Below are 16191 nucleotides of genomic sequence, written 5' to 3' on the forward strand. Positions count from 1 at the left end.
GATTACTCGCCCTTGAGTTGCTTGATCAGGCTGGCGGGCAAGTCTGTAAGAGTAAGCGTCTCTGTGCTCGGGTCAAAGGCGATACTCTTGCCCAGTGACTCGTTGCTGAAACTGATCGACACCTCGCGGGTACGGCCGGTGTAACGGATGTACTTTTTCAGGCTACTGCGATCGGGAATGAATTCCTCCTTCAGCTCCGGCGCACGTTCGGCGATGAAATCATCGAAGCCGACTTCCGCTACGGAATCCACCGACTCGGCCAGGGCACGGTAGTTGACCGCCTCACCTTCCTTTGACTGCTCCATGCAGAACTCGGCGACCTCTTTCTGGTAGCGTTTGGCGTTCTCTTCCGGCATGGCGGCGCTGTAATCCTGTACCAGTCCCATGAAGCGTTCGGTGTCTGCCTGAGTGTCCACGGTATCGGTAAAGCTGACAAACTCCATCAGTGCGCCCTGCAGTGGGCGATCACCAAAGCCGAAACTCAGGGTCAGGTAGCGCTTCTTGTCAGGGTGCTGGATATCCTGCAGGTCAAGGCAGGCGCAGAGCCCGGTTTTGGCGAAATCCACATACAGGGTGTCCTGCAGATCATTATCGCTGTTCAGCAGCAGACCTTCTTTCTGCTTCAGGTTGGCAATCCAGAGCCGTCGTGCCGCTTCAAGCTCTTCGACGATGAACAGCCAGTGGCCATCGGTTTCCAGATCCTGCTGCTCCATAAGCATGGCGAGCTGTTCGATCACCTTGCGACTGAACTGGGTAAAGCTCAGGTTCTGGTCGAGCCAGCTTAGCACCAGCCCCTTGAAAGCGCCGGACTCATCCGCAAAGCAGCCATAGCGCTTGCTGGCGCGCCGGGTAAACAGCGGCTTGATCTCGCTGAGCAATCGGTTGTTCAGCGACTCGGAATCAAACGGCTGCTCGCGCAAACTGTAGGACTGCTCGCCGGTACGGCGGGTCAGGCGGTGGGCAATCGCGTCGGTGGCAGGCATGGGGGGACTCCGCAAGATGATCAACAGGGGCACGATTATATAGAATGAGGGTGCCGGCCGTCTTGTCAGGCTGCTATTCTCAAGTCAACAAAGGCTGCAGGGAGCATGGTCGAGTGCATGAAATGTCGATTGCCAATAGCATCATCCGACTGTTGCAGCAGCAAGCGCAGGAGCAGCATTTCAAGCGGGTAAAACATGTCTGGCTGCAGGTTGGGCCGCTGGCGATGGTTGAAGTCGAGTCACTGCGTTTCTGTTTCACCGCCGCCTGTCGAGGTACTCTGGCAGAGGAGGCGGCCCTGGATATTATCAGCCCTGAAGCGCGTGCCCGCTGTCAGCACTGTGGCGAGGAGCAGCCGGTCACAAGCCGGTTTGATGCCTGTGTTCACTGCGGCAGCTATCGGTTGCAGTTGCTGCAAGGGGATGAAATGCGGGTACATGAGCTGGAGGTGGAATGATGTGTGGCGTCTGTGGTTGCGGCAAGGACGAAGTGCAGGTGGGCAGTACGAACGGGCACCGGCACGATGAGCATCAACATAAACCTCATCAGATGGATGACACACGCCGTCTAGTGCAGATTGAACAGGATATCCTGAGTGAAAACGCGGGTTATGCCGTCGCCAATCGTGAGTTGTTTGAACAGCAGGCGCTGTTGGCGCTGAATCTGGTCTCCAGTCCCGGTTCCGGCAAGACCAGCCTGCTGACAGCCACGATCACGCGTTTGTCCGGCCAGGTGCCGTTGGCGGTGATTGAGGGCGATCAGCAGACCAGCCGTGACGCTGAACGTATCCGCGCGGCAAGTGCGACGGCACTGCAGATCAATACCGGCAAGGGCTGCCATCTGGATGCGCACATGATTGGCCATGCCATGCAGCAGTTGCCCAATCTGCAGGGGGGGCTTCTGTTCATTGAAAACGTGGGCAACCTGGTGTGCCCGGCCGGCTTTTATCTGGGTGAGGCTCATCGCGTTGTGATTCTGTCGGTGACCGAAGGCGATGACAAGCCGCTGAAATACCCCGACATCTTTCACCACTCGGACCTGTTGTTGATCAACAAGATCGACCTGTTGCCTTACGTGGAGTTTGATCTGAATGCCTGCATCGATTACGCCCGGCGCATCAACCCCGACATTGAGGTGATCCAGCTCTCAGCCCGCACTGGTGAAGGCATGGAAAGCTGGGTCGACTGGGTCAATCAGCGACGACAGCAACGGCTGCAACAGAGAATCAGTGCACTGCAGGCTGAAGCGATCCGGCTGGAGTCTCTGCTCTAGTGCAGTATCTGCGTGTTCAGGGATTGGTTCAGGGCGTTGGCTTTCGTCCACTGGTCTACCGGTTGGCGTGCGAGTTGGGTTTGCAGGGGCGGGTGTATAACACGCCGGCGGGCGTCTGTATTGAGCTGCAGGGTGATGCGGCAGCCCTGCAGCAGTTTGAGCCTCGGTTGCAGGACCGGTTACCGGTGATTGCCCGGATTGATCGCATCGAACGCGTCACAATGCCGGATGAGCCGAACCTTGTCGGGTTTTGTATTCAGCCTTCTCAAGATGAAATCCACGACAGCGGTGAGATACTGCCGGATCTTGCTCCCTGTGATGACTGTCTGGCTGAACTGTTCGAGCCTCGTAACAGGCGCTGGCGCTATCCCTTTATCAACTGCACCCGGTGTGGCCCACGCTACAGCATTCTGAGGCGGTTGCCGTATGACCGTCACAATACCAGCATGGCGATGTTTCCTCCGTGCCCGTCGTGCCTGCATGAATATGACAGCCCCGCCGATCGGCGCTTTCATGCCCAGCCCAATACCTGCAGCGATTGCGGCCCTTCGGTCTGGGTTGAGACGGTTGATGGAGTTCGGCTCGATGAGGCAGATCCTCTGGAGCAGGCACTGGATACCGTTCGGCGCGGTGAGATTCTGGCACTCAAGGGGGTGGGCGGATTTCATCTGATCTGTGATGCACGTAACCCTGACGCCATTGCACGGTTGCGCCAGCGCAAACAGCGCCCGCACAAGCCTTTTGCCATCATGGCTGCAAACACGCAGTCGCTGGACCCTTTGGTGCAGCTGAGCGAGATCGCAACACGCTGGCTAACGCATCCGGGTACGCCGATCGTGATAGCCCCCTGTGTCAGGCAAGGGATGTTGCCTGACACGGTGGCGCCGGGACTGAATGGACTTGGCGTCATGTTGCCGCAAAGCCCGTTGCACTGGCTGCTGTTCCATGAGGCGGCAGGACGACCTGTCGGCACCGATTGGCTTGTTCAATCGCAGTCCCTGTTGCTGGTCATGACCAGTGCCAACCTGAGCGGGGAGCCACTGATCCACACCAACGCAGATGCCCGAACGCAACTGCGGGACATTGCGGATCGGCTGCTGCTGCATGATCGCGACATCGTTCAGCCTCAGGACGACCCTGTGATCAGCGTACTGGCGGCCTCCGGGGCCTGGGTGCGCAGAGGCCGAGGCGTTTCGCCGCAGAGTATAAAACTGGCGGTTACCGGCCCACCCATGCTGGCACTGGGCGGCTACCTTAAAACTAGTCTCTGCCTCAGCCAGGGGCCGCGCGCCTGGCTGTCACCCCCGCTGGGTGATCTTGCCAGTGTCGAAAGCTGTCGCCGTTTGCAGTTACAGGTTGAGCAACTGCCGGCGCTGTATGGTGTAACCCCGGCACAGGTCAGTGTCGACCTGCAGCCGGACAGTTACGGCTATCGACTGGCACAGCAGTATGCTGATGCACGGAACATCTCGCTGTCGCCGGTTCAGCACCACCATGCCCATGTGGCCGCCGTGATGGCCGAACATCAATTGACCGGCCCGGTAATCGGACTGTCACTGGATGGACTAGGGTTGGGTGAAGCGGGTGAGTTGCGCGGTGGTGAGTTGCTGAAAGTAAACGCGAGTGGCCATGAACGGCTGGGTGCCTTGAAACCGCTGCCTTTACCTGGTGGTGACCGTGCCGCACGGGAGCCCTGGCGATTGGCACTGGCCCTTCTGTTTCAGCTGGGGCGGGAGGACCTGATGGCCGAGCGTTTTGGCCACCAGCCTCTTTGGCAGGAGGTTGCACAGATGCTGCGTGCAGATATCAATTGCCCGCCCAGCAGCAGTCTTGGGCGACTGTTCGATGCGGTGGCGGGGTTGATGGCTGTTTGTGACGTACAGACCTTTGAAGCCCAGGCCGCCATGTTGCTGGAAGCACAGGTCAGGCGGCTGCCTGAACCTGATGCCGCGCTCTGGCGTGTGAGTGATGGCAACTGTCTGGATTTGACCCCCTTGCTGCAGCGTCTGCTTGAAATGGACAATGCCCCTGAAGGGGCGGAATGCTTTCATGCCAACCTGATCGCTGCGCTGGCTGCATGGGCCGGTAAAGCCGCGCATGAGCAGGGTATCAGCGATGTTATTCTCAGCGGTGGCTGCCTGCTGAACAGCTGGCTGCGAGCCGGTCTGGTGGAAGAGCTGAAGCGGCAGGGGCTGACGCCACGCCTGCCGATAAATCTGCCGCCGGGTGATGCCGCGCTGTCGCTGGGGCAGGTATGGGTGTCGATCATGCGTGCGAATGTCAAACGGGAAAGGGAGCAAGGCTGATGTGTCTGGCTGTACCGGTTGAGGTGGTGGCACTGACTGGCCCGGGGCGTGCGCTGGCCGATATGGGGGGCGTGCGCCGCGAGATAGACGTGTCATTGCTGGATGACCTTGAAGTGGGTGATTTTGTGATTCTGCATGTGGGTTTTGCGCTGCAGAAACTGGACCGGGTCGAGGCCGAAAGGACTCTGGCAATGCTGCAGCAGATGGCGGCGCAGCAACAATGAAGTACGTGGACGTATTTCGTGATGCCAAGCTGGCCCACCAGTTGGCGCAGCATATCCATCAGCAGGCTGATCCAGAGCGCCATTACCGGTTGATGGAGTTCTGTGGCGGACACACGCATGCGGTATTCCGTTATGGCTTGCCCGCGCTGCTGCCTGACAATGTGGAACTGGTCCACGGCCCCGGCTGCCCGGTCTGTGTATTGCCGGTCACGCGTCTGGAGCAGGCGCTTGAGCTGTCCCGCCTGCCGGAGGTGATTCTGTGCAGCTACGGTGACATGTTGCGGGTACCCGCCGGCAAGGGGCAGAGTCTGCTCAAGGCGCGTGCTGACGGGGCTGATATACGCATGCTGTATTCACCGCTGGAGGCGCTGACGCTGGCGCAGCAGCACCCCGAGCGCCAGGTGGTGTTTTTTGCCATCGGCTTCGAGACCACAACACCGCCCACGGCGGTATTGATTCAGCGTGCCGATGAAATGGGCATCAGCAATCTTTCAGTGCTGTGCAACCATGTGCTGACCCCGGCGGCGATGCATGCCATTTTGACCCCGAGTGAGGGCGAGGCTACTGCCATCGATGGTTTTATCGGTCCGGCGCATGTGAGTACCGTGATCGGCAGTGAAGCCTACGCGCCTTTCCCGCGGCAGTTTGGCAAACCGGTCGTGATTGCCGGATTTGAGCCACTGGACCTGCTACAGGCCATCAGTATGCTGGTTGGGCAGCTGAATCGTCATGAGGCCAGAGTTGAAAACCAGTTCAGCTGGGCCGTTACGCCTGGCGGTAACCCAAAGGCCAGGGCATTGGTCGAGCAGGTGTTTGAGCGTCGGGACAGTTTTGAATGGCGCGGTCTGGGTGAGGTGCCGGCAAGTGCGCTGAAAATACGACCAGAATATGCCCGTTATGATGCCGAACAGCGTTTTGAACTGTCAGCGCCAAGGGCCAGAGAGCATCCAGCCTGCGAATGCCCGGCTGTTCTGCGTGGACAGAAGCGGCCGGATCAGTGCCGACTGTTCGGTACGCCCTGTACACCGGATAATCCGCTGGGTGCCTGTATGGTGTCATCGGAAGGGGCCTGTGCTGCCTGGTACCGTTACAACCGGGGGCGGATTGCGATGCAGGAGAGAGAATGAGTCGACTGGATTTGACCAACGGCAAGGTCGAGATGGCACATGGAGGCGGAGGCCGGGCGATGGCACAGCTGATCAGTCAGCTGTTTGCACGGGCGTTTGACAATGAGTGGCTGGCGCAGGGCAATGATCAGGCTCAGCTGAGCCTGCCAGCCGGGCGACTTGCCTTCGCCAGTGACAGCCATGTGGTGTCGCCGCTGTTTTTCCCTGGTGGTGATATCGGCTCGCTCGCGGTACATGGCACCCTCAATGATCTGGCCATGTGCGGTGCCCGACCACATGCACTGTCGGTGGGCTTTATTCTGGAAGAGGGCTTCCCACTGTCCGAACTGGCCCGCATTGTGGAATCGATGGCGCAGGCCAGCCGCGAGGCGAACGTACCAATCGTGACTGGTGACACCAAGGTGGTCGAACGCGGCAAGGGCGACGGCGTGTTTATCAACACCAGCGGTGTCGGCATTGTGCCTGAGGGGCTTGATCTTTCAGGTGACCGGGCACGTCCCGGCGACTGTATCCTGCTGTCGGGCAGTGTGGGCGATCATGGTGCCTGTATTCTGACCCAGCGTGAGTCATTGGGCTTTGCGGCGGATATTCGTTCCGACAGTTGCGCACTGCACCGGCTGACACAAGCCATGGTCGCGCAGGTACCACAACTGCGCTGCATGCGTGATCCCACTCGCGGTGGGTTGGCCAATACACTGAACGAACTGGCACAGCAGTCCGGCGTCGGAATGCAGCTGGAAGAGGCCGCCATACCGGTGATCCAGCCGGTACAGGCGGTGTGTGAACTGCTTGGACTGGACCCGCTCTACCTCGCCAACGAGGGCAAGCTGGTTGCGATCTGTCCGCCGGAACAGGCACCTGAGCTATTGGCTCTGATGCGCGCTCACCCGCAGGGGAAGAGCGCAGCCATTATCGGCACTGTCACTGCTGACCCGCAGCAGTTTGTACAGTTGCGCACTCGCTTTGGCGGCAACCGCCTGCTGGACTGGTTGAACAGTGAACCGCTGCCACGGATCTGCTGAGCGGCAGAGGGTGCAAGAGAGTTAAGGCGGACGGTTTTGCCTCAAGCTGCTTGGGCAGCTGCAGCCATGGAATGCAGATCGTCTGCCCCTTTCAGTTCGCCGGGCAGACTGTCGAGGTTCAGGCTGTCCTGAATCACCTGGCCCTGCCAGAACCGCTCGATTTTCTCCCGCTCTGCAGTCGTCGTAAAGTGCTGGATGAATCGATTGACCTCGCTGAGAAGTGTTGCATTGTCCGCATCCGCTGACACGGCCATCGAGTAAAAATAGGACTGATCTGCCAGGTTCCCCGGCAATGTTTCAATCTTGCCAAACCAGGGGCTGTCAGGGTTGTTGCAGGCCCAGTGGTAGATCGGCAGGTCGACAATAAATGCATCAACCACTCCCCTGGCAAGACAGTCATGGATGCGGCTCTGGTCTGAGTAGGCAAGAAGGTTCGACAGCCTGATTCGGCTGTTGGTATCCGTACCGATGCCAAGGCTGTCCAGTACGGCAAAAGCGGCGGGGTCATTGATAATACCCAGTGCCTTGCCTTCCAGGTCGGTATGGGACCGAATGCTGCTGTCACCCACGCGGCGCGCCAAAACGCAGTGTAAATAGGTGTAGGGGTCTGAATAGGCAACGTGTGCATAGCCTTCATCCGGTGGCAGTGCGCTGATAACGATATCGACTGGCATCCCGCCGGGTTGTTCGCTGCTGAACAGGCGCTCAGTACACAAATCCCATGGGGTCTCGACGAACTCGCACCTAACCCCAAGGTGTTCAGCCAATGCATGGGCATAGCTGATATCAAGGCCTTGCAAGGGCTCTCCCGGTTTGCGCCGGAATGACAGCCCGACAAACTGTGGTTCCACCGCCACACGCAAAATACCTCGCTGCTGAATCTGACTTAGCCGGTCTTTGTGTGAGGTGAATCCCAGTTGAGCGCGCAGTCGCTCCAGCGGTGTTTCGGCGGCGTTCAGGCTCTCAAGCCCGGAGGGCAGTACTTCAAGTGCCTGACTGATCTGCGTTGAAAGCGTGGAGATCCAAAGCTGCTTGTCCTCAATGCGTCCCATGGAATCTTTAAGCAGATGCAGGGTCTCGAACAGGATATCCGTATTCTGGCGTACCTGACCGATGTCCTCGTTGATGTGGTCAAACAGATTACCCAGACGCTCTTGAGAGAAGCGGACCGCCTGGTCCGATGATTCAAGCTTGCTCATCGTGTGATGACGCAGCTCGGTCAGGTCCTCTTCAATCGCTGCAAAATCAAGCTGTTCACGGGCTTCGTTGACATGCTTGACAGTGACTTCGGCCAGATTGCGTACTTCGTTGGCAACGACAGCAAAACCGCGACCATGCTCGCCGGCTCTGGCGGCTTCTATGGCCGCGTTCAGGGCCAGCAGGTTAATCTGCGCACCAATACGAATGATGTTTTCAAGTACTGAATGGGCGCCGTTCGCCTTGTCTTCCAGTTTGGCTGAGATGCCCTCCATGGCTTTTATCACCGCTTTACTGGTATCACTGACGGTGTCGCCCAGCGTCTGTTGCAGTTGCCCGACTTCGTCCCGTGACTGTCCGACCTTGTCGGCAGCGGCATTCAGCTCGCTTTCCAGCAGCGAAGAGCGCTGCTCCATTTGCTCAATCAGACCTTCCTGCTGAACCAGTGTACGGCGAGTATGACCGGCAAACAGCCCGCAGCGTTGCAGCAGGCTACTGATTGTGTGCAGTATGCTCCGAACTCCCTGGGTGGAGTTGACGCTATGCCGCTCTCTGAGCTGAAGCTGCAGCTGTTCAAGCTGCTGTCTTAAAGCATCGTCTGGCACTTGTTTGCGGGTCAGTTCAGAGCTTTCCAGGTGCGTGAGACATTCAAGCAGTCTGCTCTGTTGTGTTTCGGCTTTACTGCGGCGTCGAAATAGCATGGGTATCACTCCAGATCTGTTCTACCAGCAGTAAAGCAATTTTCGTTCCAGTAAATCAGATCAGCTATTGGGCAGTGGAGTGCACGCCAAGGGCGGGCAAGGGACGTGGGTTCCCAGAGGTGCACTGCTTGAGTGCGCAGGATCTTATATGTGCCCCATTCAGGTGTAACCGAACAGGGGCTGTATAATCGTTTTCAGTCGAGAGAGGTAGTCTTGACGTAGCAGTTGCGCCCCTGCCTTTTGGCGGCATACATCGCTTCATCCGCCATGCGGGTCAGGGTTTGTGTGTCACAGCCATCGTCCGGGAAATAGGCGATACCGATGGAGGCGCCGATATTGATACTGTGTTCGTCTATATGGAAGGGCTCCAGCAGGTGCGCAATCAATTTGGCCGCGATGACATCGGCTTCCTCCGGCTTTTGCAGGTTCCCGGTCAATACCAGAAACTCATCGCCACCAAGGCGGCCCACGCTGTCTTCTTCACGCAATGCATGTTGTAGACGTTTGGCAACCGTTTTCAGCAGCTGATCACCAACAGCGTGACCAAAGTTGTCATTCACCGGTTTGAAGTTGTCCAGGTCGATAAACAGAAGTGCACAACGCTGTTGTTGCTGTGCCGCCTGCTGCAATTGCTGCTCGATCTGTCGGTTCAGGCTGGCGCGATTGGGCAGTCCGGTGAGTGAGTCCTGACTGGCCAGTCGTTGCATTCTGCGCTCATTTTCCTTGGCATCGGTGATGTCATTGAAAATATGGATCAGGTGGTTGATGCGCCCCTGATCATCCCGCACACCACTGATGGTTTGCAGTGTTGGAATGATATGTCCGTCTGCATGACGATAGTTGATCTCACCCTGCCAGGCATCATCACGGTTCAGGGTGTGCAGGATCAGCTCAATCTGATCACCTTGACGGCTGGACTGATCGAACAACTGATCAAGCCCGATGCCAAGCAGTTGTTCGGATGAGTAACCTGTGACTTCACTGCTGGTGCGGTTGCTGCGCTGAATTTTGAGACCGGGATCAGTGACGATGATTGCCTCCTGGGCGTGCTCAAACACATTGGCAGACAGGCGCAACTCAGCAGAGGACTCTTCAAGCCTCTGAGTCTGCTGAGTAATGCGTGCTACCAGCGGAGACAGGGCTCTGCGCGTCAGGAACAGGCCCAGCAGCATCATGGCGAGTATCACACCAGAGGTGGTCAGCAACTGCTGATTGGCTTTGGCATACAGGTCAGATCGAGGCAGTCGTACCGCCAGAACCCAGCTGTCCAGTGCCAGAGGTGTCAGCAACAGGCGGTTTTTGCCATCGACTGCATGAATCAGAGTGCGGGGTGTGAGCGCGGCAAGGTAGGGCTGATGTTGCTGCAGGAGACGGACAAACTCCCCTGTACTGTCCAGCGACGCCAACACCGTGCCAGAGGGCGAAACCTGTACCAGCGTCAGGCGTGCCTGAGTACTGAAGCCACTGTCTGATGTAAGCAGCGCCTTTAGCCGTTCTGAGCTGAACAGCAGGGTATCGATACCAACACGACGACCATTATCATCCGTGATTGCACCCACCGCCCGAATCACAAAACCGGTCGAGGTTGGTAATGGCATGAGGCTCACGCCGGTGGTGTCGATATGTTCAAGTTCAAGGCCCGGGTTATGCCCCAGGCTGACAACCGGTTTTAGATCGGGGCCGCTGCGACGCATGAACAGCAGTTCAGGCAGCTTGCTCATGGGGTCTTTGAGGCGGGGCCGAGTAAAAGCCACAAGCTCATCAAACCCCAACTCTCCGGCTTCATACGCTTCGAGTCGGCGCCTAATCTCGGTACGGCTTGTGAATTGGCGCGCAATATCCTGATAGCCGGCCAACAGGCTGTTGATTGCCGCGGCACGGGCTTCCAAGCTATCCAGTGCTGAGTTTTCAACATGCTCACGGGCGGAAAAAAACATGGGCAGGGCACTGCTTAGACCGACCAGAGTCCCTGTCAGTAGAATGCCAACCAGCGAAATGGACAGGATCAGCTGACGACAACGGTCAATCTGGCACTCCCTCAACCCAATGCTCCTTCAATACCCACCCGTTAAAGATGGTCGAGAATTATACACGTCGAAGGTTATATCTGTACCTGTATATAGACAGGTAGTCTAAGTATATAAAAGCAATGGATACCTGCCTTACCTGTTACCTGCTGTTTTGCCTAACGGAGGAAGTTTTCACACAAAGCCCACGCACGATAAGCACTCTGGGGATTATAGAGCACACCAGCCTTGGGGTTGTCAGCATCCGGCAGCATGAATGAGTGATAAGTACCACCAAGCGAAACCAGTGTCATGTCCAGTGCCCGGTCATCAAAAAACTGAATGGCAGAAGTCACCTCATCAGATGAAACCATTGGGTCCCGACTCCCGTTCAGAATCAGGAAGCGAGTATTTTGGGCTGCATGGCCGGTTATGGATGGCAGCTTCAGTAACCCGTGAAAACTCACGGCGGTGTCAACGTCATGCTCCTGCAGGCCGGCGTGCAGGGCACACAGTCCGCCAAGACAAAAACCTATTGCAGACATGGGCTGGTTCACTGCCGGTATTGCCCGCTTGACTGAAACAATCAATGCGCTTACGTGAGCCTGAAGTACGGCCAGGTCCTGAAGGTAGGGCGATATGGCGCGTTGTTTCTTCTCAAAGGTTGATAAGTCGGCACTTTCCCCGAAGAAATCGACAAGTATTGCGCTATGTCCGGCTCTGTTAAGTCTTTCGGCCACGTCGCGTTCGAAGTCTGTAATCCCTGCCCAGGTGGAGAAAACCAGTATCTGTCTGCCGTGTGAGGTCTCCTTCATCGGGTATAGCTCATGCCTGTGTGATGCTTCACCCAAACTCACCGAAATCGTGTTCATGTCACCACCTCTACAATACATACATATATGTATCTTATTTTATTGTTGGTATCACAGTCTTGTAAAATGGTTTTGTTTTTAAAGAACATACTATTCTGTTAATGCAACAGTTTTTATATGTTTATAAACAACAGGTTATATGTTTTTTGATCATTTTTTATCTTGTTTATGAATGTTTTTCAGTGTTGAGAATCACTCGATCTGTTGACGGTTGTGTACGTACTCACTAGTATCTGGATACACAACTGTATGTTCGGAGGTGTGATGAAAGAGTCAGATCGCAAGTTTGTTCAGGCGGCCGGTCATGAAACGGCGTACTTTGAATGCGGTGCCGGAGCGCCTCTGTTGCTGCTGCATGGTTCAGGTCCGGGTGTATCCGGTTGGACCAATTGGGGCGGCGTCATGGATCAGCTGGCGGAAAACTTCCATGTCATCGTGCCGGATATTGCCGGTTTCGGTTTTACCGAGTTCAAGGAAGAAACCCATTACGACATCAAGTTCTGGGTTAATCATCTGGTTGAATTCATGGATGCCATCGGTCTGGATAAGGCGTCTCTGGTCGGCAATTCCTTCGGTGGCGCGGTCGGTATCGGTCTGGCGTTGTTCAATCCGGAGCGTCTCGACAAGCTGGTGCTGCTGGGTACGCCGGCAGGTACTTTTGTACAGACCAAGGGGCTGGCGGGTGCCTGGTTGTACGAACCGTCAGTCGAGAACATGCGCTCACTGATGGAGCTTTTCCCTTACGACACGTCATTGATCACGGATGAATTGGTGCAGTCACGCTATGAGGCCAGTGCGCGACCCGGTGCACAGGATGCCTTGCGCAAACTCATTCCTCAGCCAAGTACAGATGGCGAAACCATGGTGAAGGGCTTCCCGGAAAAGGCCGTTAAGAACATCAAGGCGCCGACTCTGGTTTTGCATGGACGTGAAGACAATGTAGTGCCAGTTCAGTGTGGGCGTGTGCTGTCCGAGAACATCCCCAACAGTGATCTGTATGTGTTTGGTCAGTGCGGCCACTGGGTGCAGACCGAGCAGAAACAGAAGTTCCTCAAAATTCTGAACAGCTTTATCGGCGGGGGGCAGGCATGAGTCGGGACGTGCTTGAGCGCATCCTCTGGAGCCTCTCCGTGGATCGCTTTTCAAAAGAAAAATACCGCGAAGACCCGCAAAAATTCCTGAGTCGCTTCCCGGTTGATGAAGAGGGCGTACGCATGATTCTTGAGTTCGACGTCAAGGGAATGCAGGAAGTCGGCGTGAACCCGATGTTGACGCTTGGCTACTGGATCGAGATGTCACCGGATCGCCGGGTTTCTTCCTACAACCGCAAGCTGGGCTCTGATTCCGCCCACTCCGCATCCATTAAGGGGTAAGCATCATGGCAGAGATTACTGGCGGATTTCTGGTACCGCACGACCCGGTCATGTTTGTGGCCCCTGATGCACCCGAGGCGGAGAAAGCCAAAAAAGTGTGGGATGCCTACGAAGCCTGTGCTGAACGTTTGGCCGAGAGTGGCGCGTCCAGCGTCATTATCGTTGGCAATGACCATTACATGCTGTTTGGCACCACTTGCCTGCCCAAGTACTGCATTGCCACCGGGCATGTGGAAGGTCCGTTGGACCAGTTGCCGGGGCTAAAGAAAGAGCAGGTGCAGAACCACGAAGCGCTGGCGCAACACATCGCGGCTCATGGCAGTGAAACCGGATTCGACTGGGCCGTGGCACGCTCGTTTACCACGGATCACGCGTTCTCCATCCCCTACAAGCTGATTGTGCGTCGTGCCGAGGAAATCAGCGGCCGCAGCATCAGTGCGATACCGGTTTACCTGGCCAGCGCTGTAGACCCCTTTATTACCAAGACTCGCGCGCGTCAGTTGGGTGAACAGATCCGAGGTGCCGTCGAAGCGTTCGATAGTGACGAGCAGGTATTTGTAATCGGCAGCGGCGGTATCAGCCATTGGGTTGGCGTCAAGGAAACCGGCAAGGTCAACGAAGAATTCGATCGTCAGATCATTGACCTGTGCTGCAACGCCAATATCGATGGGCTAGTGGCCTTTACCGATGAGCAGGTGTTGGAGAACGGCGGTAACGGTGCGATGGAAATTCGTAACTTCATTTGCGCCATGGCAGCCGTGAATGCACCACGCGGCGAACTGATCGAGTATCAGCCGGTGCCGGAATGGGTGACCGGTCTGGGCTTTATTGAATTGAAGAAAGGCTGAGCAGCAATGGAAGTTATTGAAAAGGTGTTTTTGTGCAAGGTGTCAGAGCTTGCCGAAAATCAGGTCAAGAAAATCGATAACGCCGAGTTTGGTGACATCGCGGTGTACAACCTCGGTGGTCAGTATTACGCGACTGCGGATCTTTGTACGCATGCCACGGCATCTCTGGCTGAGGGTGATATTGAAGATGATCTGATCACCTGCCCCGTTCATTGGGGACAGTTTCATATACCGACTGGCAAGGCGCAGGGGTTTCCCTGCGAAATCGACCTGAAAACCTATCCGGTCGAGATTGAGGGTGACGAGATATTTGCCTTGATTGAGGCAGATCCGGCGTTAATTGCGAAAGGCTAAGGCTAAAAGGTGTTAGACCATGGGAAATATAATTAAAACACTCGATGTAACGGATTCGCTGACGGGGCTCAAGGATGTCTGTGACCTTGAGAACGGTCGCATTGCAGGCAAGATCTTCTACGATCAGGAGATCTATGAGCAGGAGCTGGAAAAGGTATTCGCACGTTGCTGGCTGTTTGTGGCGCACGAATCACAGATCCCGAAAACCGGTGACTACATCACTACCTCCATGGGTGAAGATGAAGTGATCGTGATTCGCCAGAAGAGCGGCGGCATCAAGGTATTTCTGAATGCCTGTCCGCACCGTGGCAACAAGGTCTGCTTTGCCGAGTCCGGCAGCACGCGTGGTTTTATTTGTAACTACCATGGCTGGTCCTTCAATGTCGAAGGCAACCTGGTTGGCCAGCATGAGTCTGGCGTTTACGAAGACAGCAATTTCGACAAGTCCAAGTGGGGTCTGAAAGAGGTTGCTCAGGTCGATTCCTACAAGGGTCTGGTCTTTGCCACCTTCGATGCCAATGCTCCGTCTCTGAAGGAGTACCTGGGTCCGATCGCCTGGTACATGGATGCCCTGTTCGACAATCAGGAGGGCGGTACCGAGTTTGTCGGTGGCTGCATCCGTTCTACCTATGAGTGCAACTGGAAAATTGCCGCTGAAAACTTTGTGGGCGACATTCTGCACGCAGGCTGGACACATGACTCCGCTGCCCGTGCGATGCTGGGTGGCTCCGTTGCCAAGGTCAGCGACTTCGAAGAGTCCTATTCCGTCAACTGGAATGGTCACGGATACGAATTTGCACTGGATACCGTGGGCAACGTGGCGGTACTGGGTGAAAGTGCCCTGAATAAGTACCTGCATACCATCAAGCCGTCCGTGGCCGAGCGCCTTGGCGACTTCCGCTCCAACATGATCGGTTCGGTTTCGTCCTGCACCATCTTCCCGAACTTCTCTTTCCTGCCGGGCCAGAACACCGTGCGTATATGGCAGCCGCGTGGGCCGAACAAGATGGAACTGTTTACCTGGGTCGTGGTGAACAAGAGTGCACCCGAAGAGGTGAAGGAAAAATGGCGCAAGGGTGCCATGATGACCTTTTCCCCGACCGGCGTATTCGAAATGGACGACGGCGAAAACTGGGAATACTGCACCAAGACCGCCAAGGGGCGTGTCACGGCTCAGCAGGACCTGTTTGTAGGTTTGGGCATGGATACTCTGCTGACCGATACTCCGCTGCCGGCTAACGTTTATGAAGGCCAGCTCAATGAGGCCAACTCCCGTGCTTTCTACCAGTACTGGTATGACATGCTGAATTCCCGCAGCTGGAACGAAGTTCCCAATCGCAACGTTGGCAAGCAGGAGGCTGAATAATGACTGCTCTGTATGATGAACTGCGTCCGGTTTCAGTAGAACAGCATTACCGCGTATCTCACTTTCTGAACTACGAATACCGTTTGCTGGATGACGAGCGCTTTGATGACTGGCTGGGATTGATGCACGAAGAGGTCCATTACTGGATGCCGGGCATCGAGAACCGTCGTCGTGAGAATCTGCTGGAGCATGGTTTTTACGCCGCAGACCACATGGCATTTTTTGATGACGGTTTGCGCGACCTTGGGCGCCGTGTTGCACGTTTCAAGCAACCTTCTGCCTGGGCGGAAAATCCGGCAACCCGTAATGTGCATCAGCTGACCAATATCGAAGTCTATTACGGTGAAAACGATGGTGAGTATGTCGTGTATTCCACCTTTCAGAGCGTGCGAAGCCGTGGTCTGGATGAAGAATATGTGATCTATGGTCGTCGTCAGGATCTGATCGTGGAGAACGGGGAGGGCTTCAAGATCAAGAAGCGTCTTATCCTGATCCCGAACGCGACGTTGACCTGCAAAAACATCAACACCTTCCTCTGAGGT

Annotated in this window: 16 protein-coding genes; 12 read left to right on the plus strand and 4 right to left on the minus strand. The window is 56.0% G+C overall.

What is annotated here, in order from left to right; translation table 11 throughout:
- Window positions 1-2 precede the first annotated feature (2 nt).
- On the minus strand, window positions 3-983 hold the full coding sequence (locus CFI10_RS05975) for a nucleoid-associated protein (protein ID WP_091825693.1): 981 nt from the start codon (window positions 981-983) through the stop codon (window positions 3-5).
- Window positions 984-1105: 122 nt separating this feature from the next.
- Here CFI10_RS05975 and hypA point away from each other — a divergent pair, with 122 nt between their 5' ends.
- The 6 genes from hypA to hypE are packed head-to-tail and all read left to right on the plus strand — an operon-like array spanning window position 1106 to window position 6932.
- Window positions 1106-1438, plus strand: coding sequence for a hydrogenase maturation nickel metallochaperone HypA (hypA, locus tag CFI10_RS05980; protein ID WP_242530134.1), 333 nt, complete (start codon window positions 1106-1108; stop codon window positions 1436-1438).
- Window positions 1435-2253 (plus strand): hydrogenase nickel incorporation protein HypB, encoded by an 819-nt coding sequence (gene hypB / locus CFI10_RS05985; protein WP_242530135.1) that lies wholly within the window; start codon window positions 1435-1437, stop codon window positions 2251-2253. Before hypA ends, hypB begins: the two co-directional genes overlap by 4 nt.
- Window positions 2253-4559 carry a carbamoyltransferase HypF gene (hypF, locus tag CFI10_RS05990; protein ID WP_206840524.1) on the plus strand — a complete coding sequence of 769 codons (2307 nt, stop codon included), beginning with the start codon at window positions 2253-2255 and terminating at the stop codon, window positions 4557-4559. Before hypB ends, hypF begins: the two co-directional genes overlap by 1 nt.
- Window positions 4559-4783, plus strand: a complete 225-nt coding sequence (locus tag CFI10_RS05995; RefSeq protein WP_206840526.1) for a HypC/HybG/HupF family hydrogenase formation chaperone — start codon at window positions 4559-4561, stop codon at window positions 4781-4783. The genes hypF and CFI10_RS05995 overlap by 1 nt, the downstream gene beginning before the upstream one ends.
- Window positions 4780-5910 carry a hydrogenase formation protein HypD gene (gene hypD, locus CFI10_RS06000; RefSeq protein ID WP_206840527.1) on the plus strand — a complete coding sequence of 377 codons (1131 nt, stop codon included), beginning with the start codon at window positions 4780-4782 and terminating at the stop codon, window positions 5908-5910. Before CFI10_RS05995 ends, hypD begins: the two co-directional genes overlap by 4 nt.
- Window positions 5907-6932, plus strand: coding sequence for a hydrogenase expression/formation protein HypE (gene hypE, locus CFI10_RS06005; protein WP_206840529.1), 1026 nt, complete (start codon window positions 5907-5909; stop codon window positions 6930-6932). The genes hypD and hypE overlap by 4 nt, the downstream gene beginning before the upstream one ends.
- A gap of 41 nt (window positions 6933-6973) precedes the next feature.
- Here hypE and CFI10_RS19340 read toward each other — a convergent pair whose 3' ends face one another.
- The 3 genes from CFI10_RS19340 to CFI10_RS06020 form a co-directional block, all read right to left on the minus strand.
- Window positions 6974-8830, minus strand: coding sequence for a methyl-accepting chemotaxis protein (locus CFI10_RS19340; RefSeq protein WP_206840531.1), 1857 nt, complete (start codon window positions 8828-8830; stop codon window positions 6974-6976).
- Between the two features lie 194 nt (window positions 8831-9024).
- Window positions 9025-10872 (minus strand): sensor domain-containing diguanylate cyclase, encoded by a 1848-nt coding sequence (locus CFI10_RS06015; protein WP_206840533.1) that lies wholly within the window; start codon window positions 10870-10872, stop codon window positions 9025-9027.
- Between the two features lie 143 nt (window positions 10873-11015).
- A complete protein-coding gene (locus CFI10_RS06020) occupies window positions 11016-11708 on the minus strand; it encodes a dienelactone hydrolase family protein (protein WP_206840535.1) in 693 nt (230 codons plus the stop codon).
- Window positions 11709-11972: 264 nt separating this feature from the next.
- Here CFI10_RS06020 and CFI10_RS06025 point away from each other — a divergent pair, with 264 nt between their 5' ends.
- From CFI10_RS06025 to CFI10_RS06050, 6 genes are read left to right on the plus strand one after another with little or no spacing between them, the layout of a single operon-like run.
- Complete coding sequence (locus CFI10_RS06025; protein ID WP_206840537.1) at window positions 11973-12800, plus strand: alpha/beta fold hydrolase; 828 nt, start codon at window positions 11973-11975, stop codon at window positions 12798-12800.
- Window positions 12797-13081, plus strand: a complete 285-nt coding sequence (locus CFI10_RS06030) for a hypothetical protein (RefSeq protein ID WP_206840539.1) — start codon at window positions 12797-12799, stop codon at window positions 13079-13081. The genes CFI10_RS06025 and CFI10_RS06030 overlap by 4 nt, the downstream gene beginning before the upstream one ends.
- A 5-nt stretch (window positions 13082-13086) precedes the next feature.
- A complete protein-coding gene (locus tag CFI10_RS06035) occupies window positions 13087-13929 on the plus strand; it encodes a DODA-type extradiol aromatic ring-opening family dioxygenase (protein WP_091825739.1) in 843 nt (280 codons plus the stop codon).
- A 6-nt stretch (window positions 13930-13935) separates the two neighbouring features.
- Window positions 13936-14283: a non-heme iron oxygenase ferredoxin subunit gene (locus CFI10_RS06040; protein WP_206840541.1), complete on the plus strand. Its 348-nt coding sequence runs from the start codon at window positions 13936-13938 to the stop codon at window positions 14281-14283.
- Between the two features lie 19 nt (window positions 14284-14302).
- On the plus strand, window positions 14303-15649 hold the full coding sequence (locus CFI10_RS06045) for an aromatic ring-hydroxylating oxygenase subunit alpha (protein ID WP_206840543.1): 1347 nt from the start codon (window positions 14303-14305) through the stop codon (window positions 15647-15649).
- Entirely contained in the window at window positions 15649-16188 is a 540-nt protein-coding gene (locus CFI10_RS06050; RefSeq protein WP_206840545.1) for a 3-phenylpropionate/cinnamic acid dioxygenase subunit beta, read from the plus strand. The genes CFI10_RS06045 and CFI10_RS06050 overlap by 1 nt, the downstream gene beginning before the upstream one ends.
- The last annotated feature ends 3 nt before the right edge of the window (window positions 16189-16191 follow it).

This window comes from Marinobacterium iners (assembly GCF_017310015.1).
GTDB lineage: Bacteria > Pseudomonadota > Gammaproteobacteria > Pseudomonadales > Balneatricaceae > Marinobacterium > Marinobacterium iners.

Coding starts and splice junctions, on each gene's coding strand:
- CFI10_RS05975 (WP_091825693.1), bottom strand. CDS start 983: ATGCCTGCCACCGACGCGATTGCCCACCGCCTGACCCGCCGTACCGGC.
- hypA (WP_242530134.1), top strand. CDS start 1,106: ATGTCGATTGCCAATAGCATCATCCGACTGTTGCAGCAGCAAGCGCAG.
- hypB (WP_242530135.1), top strand. CDS start 1,435: ATGATGTGTGGCGTCTGTGGTTGCGGCAAGGACGAAGTGCAGGTGGGC.
- CFI10_RS05995 (WP_206840526.1), top strand. CDS start 4,559: ATGTGTCTGGCTGTACCGGTTGAGGTGGTGGCACTGACTGGCCCGGGG.
- hypD (WP_206840527.1), top strand. CDS start 4,780: ATGAAGTACGTGGACGTATTTCGTGATGCCAAGCTGGCCCACCAGTTG.
- hypE (WP_206840529.1), top strand. CDS start 5,907: ATGAGTCGACTGGATTTGACCAACGGCAAGGTCGAGATGGCACATGGA.
- CFI10_RS19340 (WP_206840531.1), bottom strand. CDS start 8,830: ATGCTATTTCGACGCCGCAGTAAAGCCGAAACACAACAGAGCAGACTG.
- CFI10_RS06020 (WP_206840535.1), bottom strand. CDS start 11,708: ATGAACACGATTTCGGTGAGTTTGGGTGAAGCATCACACAGGCATGAG.
- CFI10_RS06025 (WP_206840537.1), top strand. CDS start 11,973: ATGAAAGAGTCAGATCGCAAGTTTGTTCAGGCGGCCGGTCATGAAACG.
- CFI10_RS06030 (WP_206840539.1), top strand. CDS start 12,797: ATGAGTCGGGACGTGCTTGAGCGCATCCTCTGGAGCCTCTCCGTGGAT.
- CFI10_RS06035 (WP_091825739.1), top strand. CDS start 13,087: ATGGCAGAGATTACTGGCGGATTTCTGGTACCGCACGACCCGGTCATG.
- CFI10_RS06040 (WP_206840541.1), top strand. CDS start 13,936: ATGGAAGTTATTGAAAAGGTGTTTTTGTGCAAGGTGTCAGAGCTTGCC.
- CFI10_RS06045 (WP_206840543.1), top strand. CDS start 14,303: ATGGGAAATATAATTAAAACACTCGATGTAACGGATTCGCTGACGGGG.
- CFI10_RS06050 (WP_206840545.1), top strand. CDS start 15,649: ATGACTGCTCTGTATGATGAACTGCGTCCGGTTTCAGTAGAACAGCAT.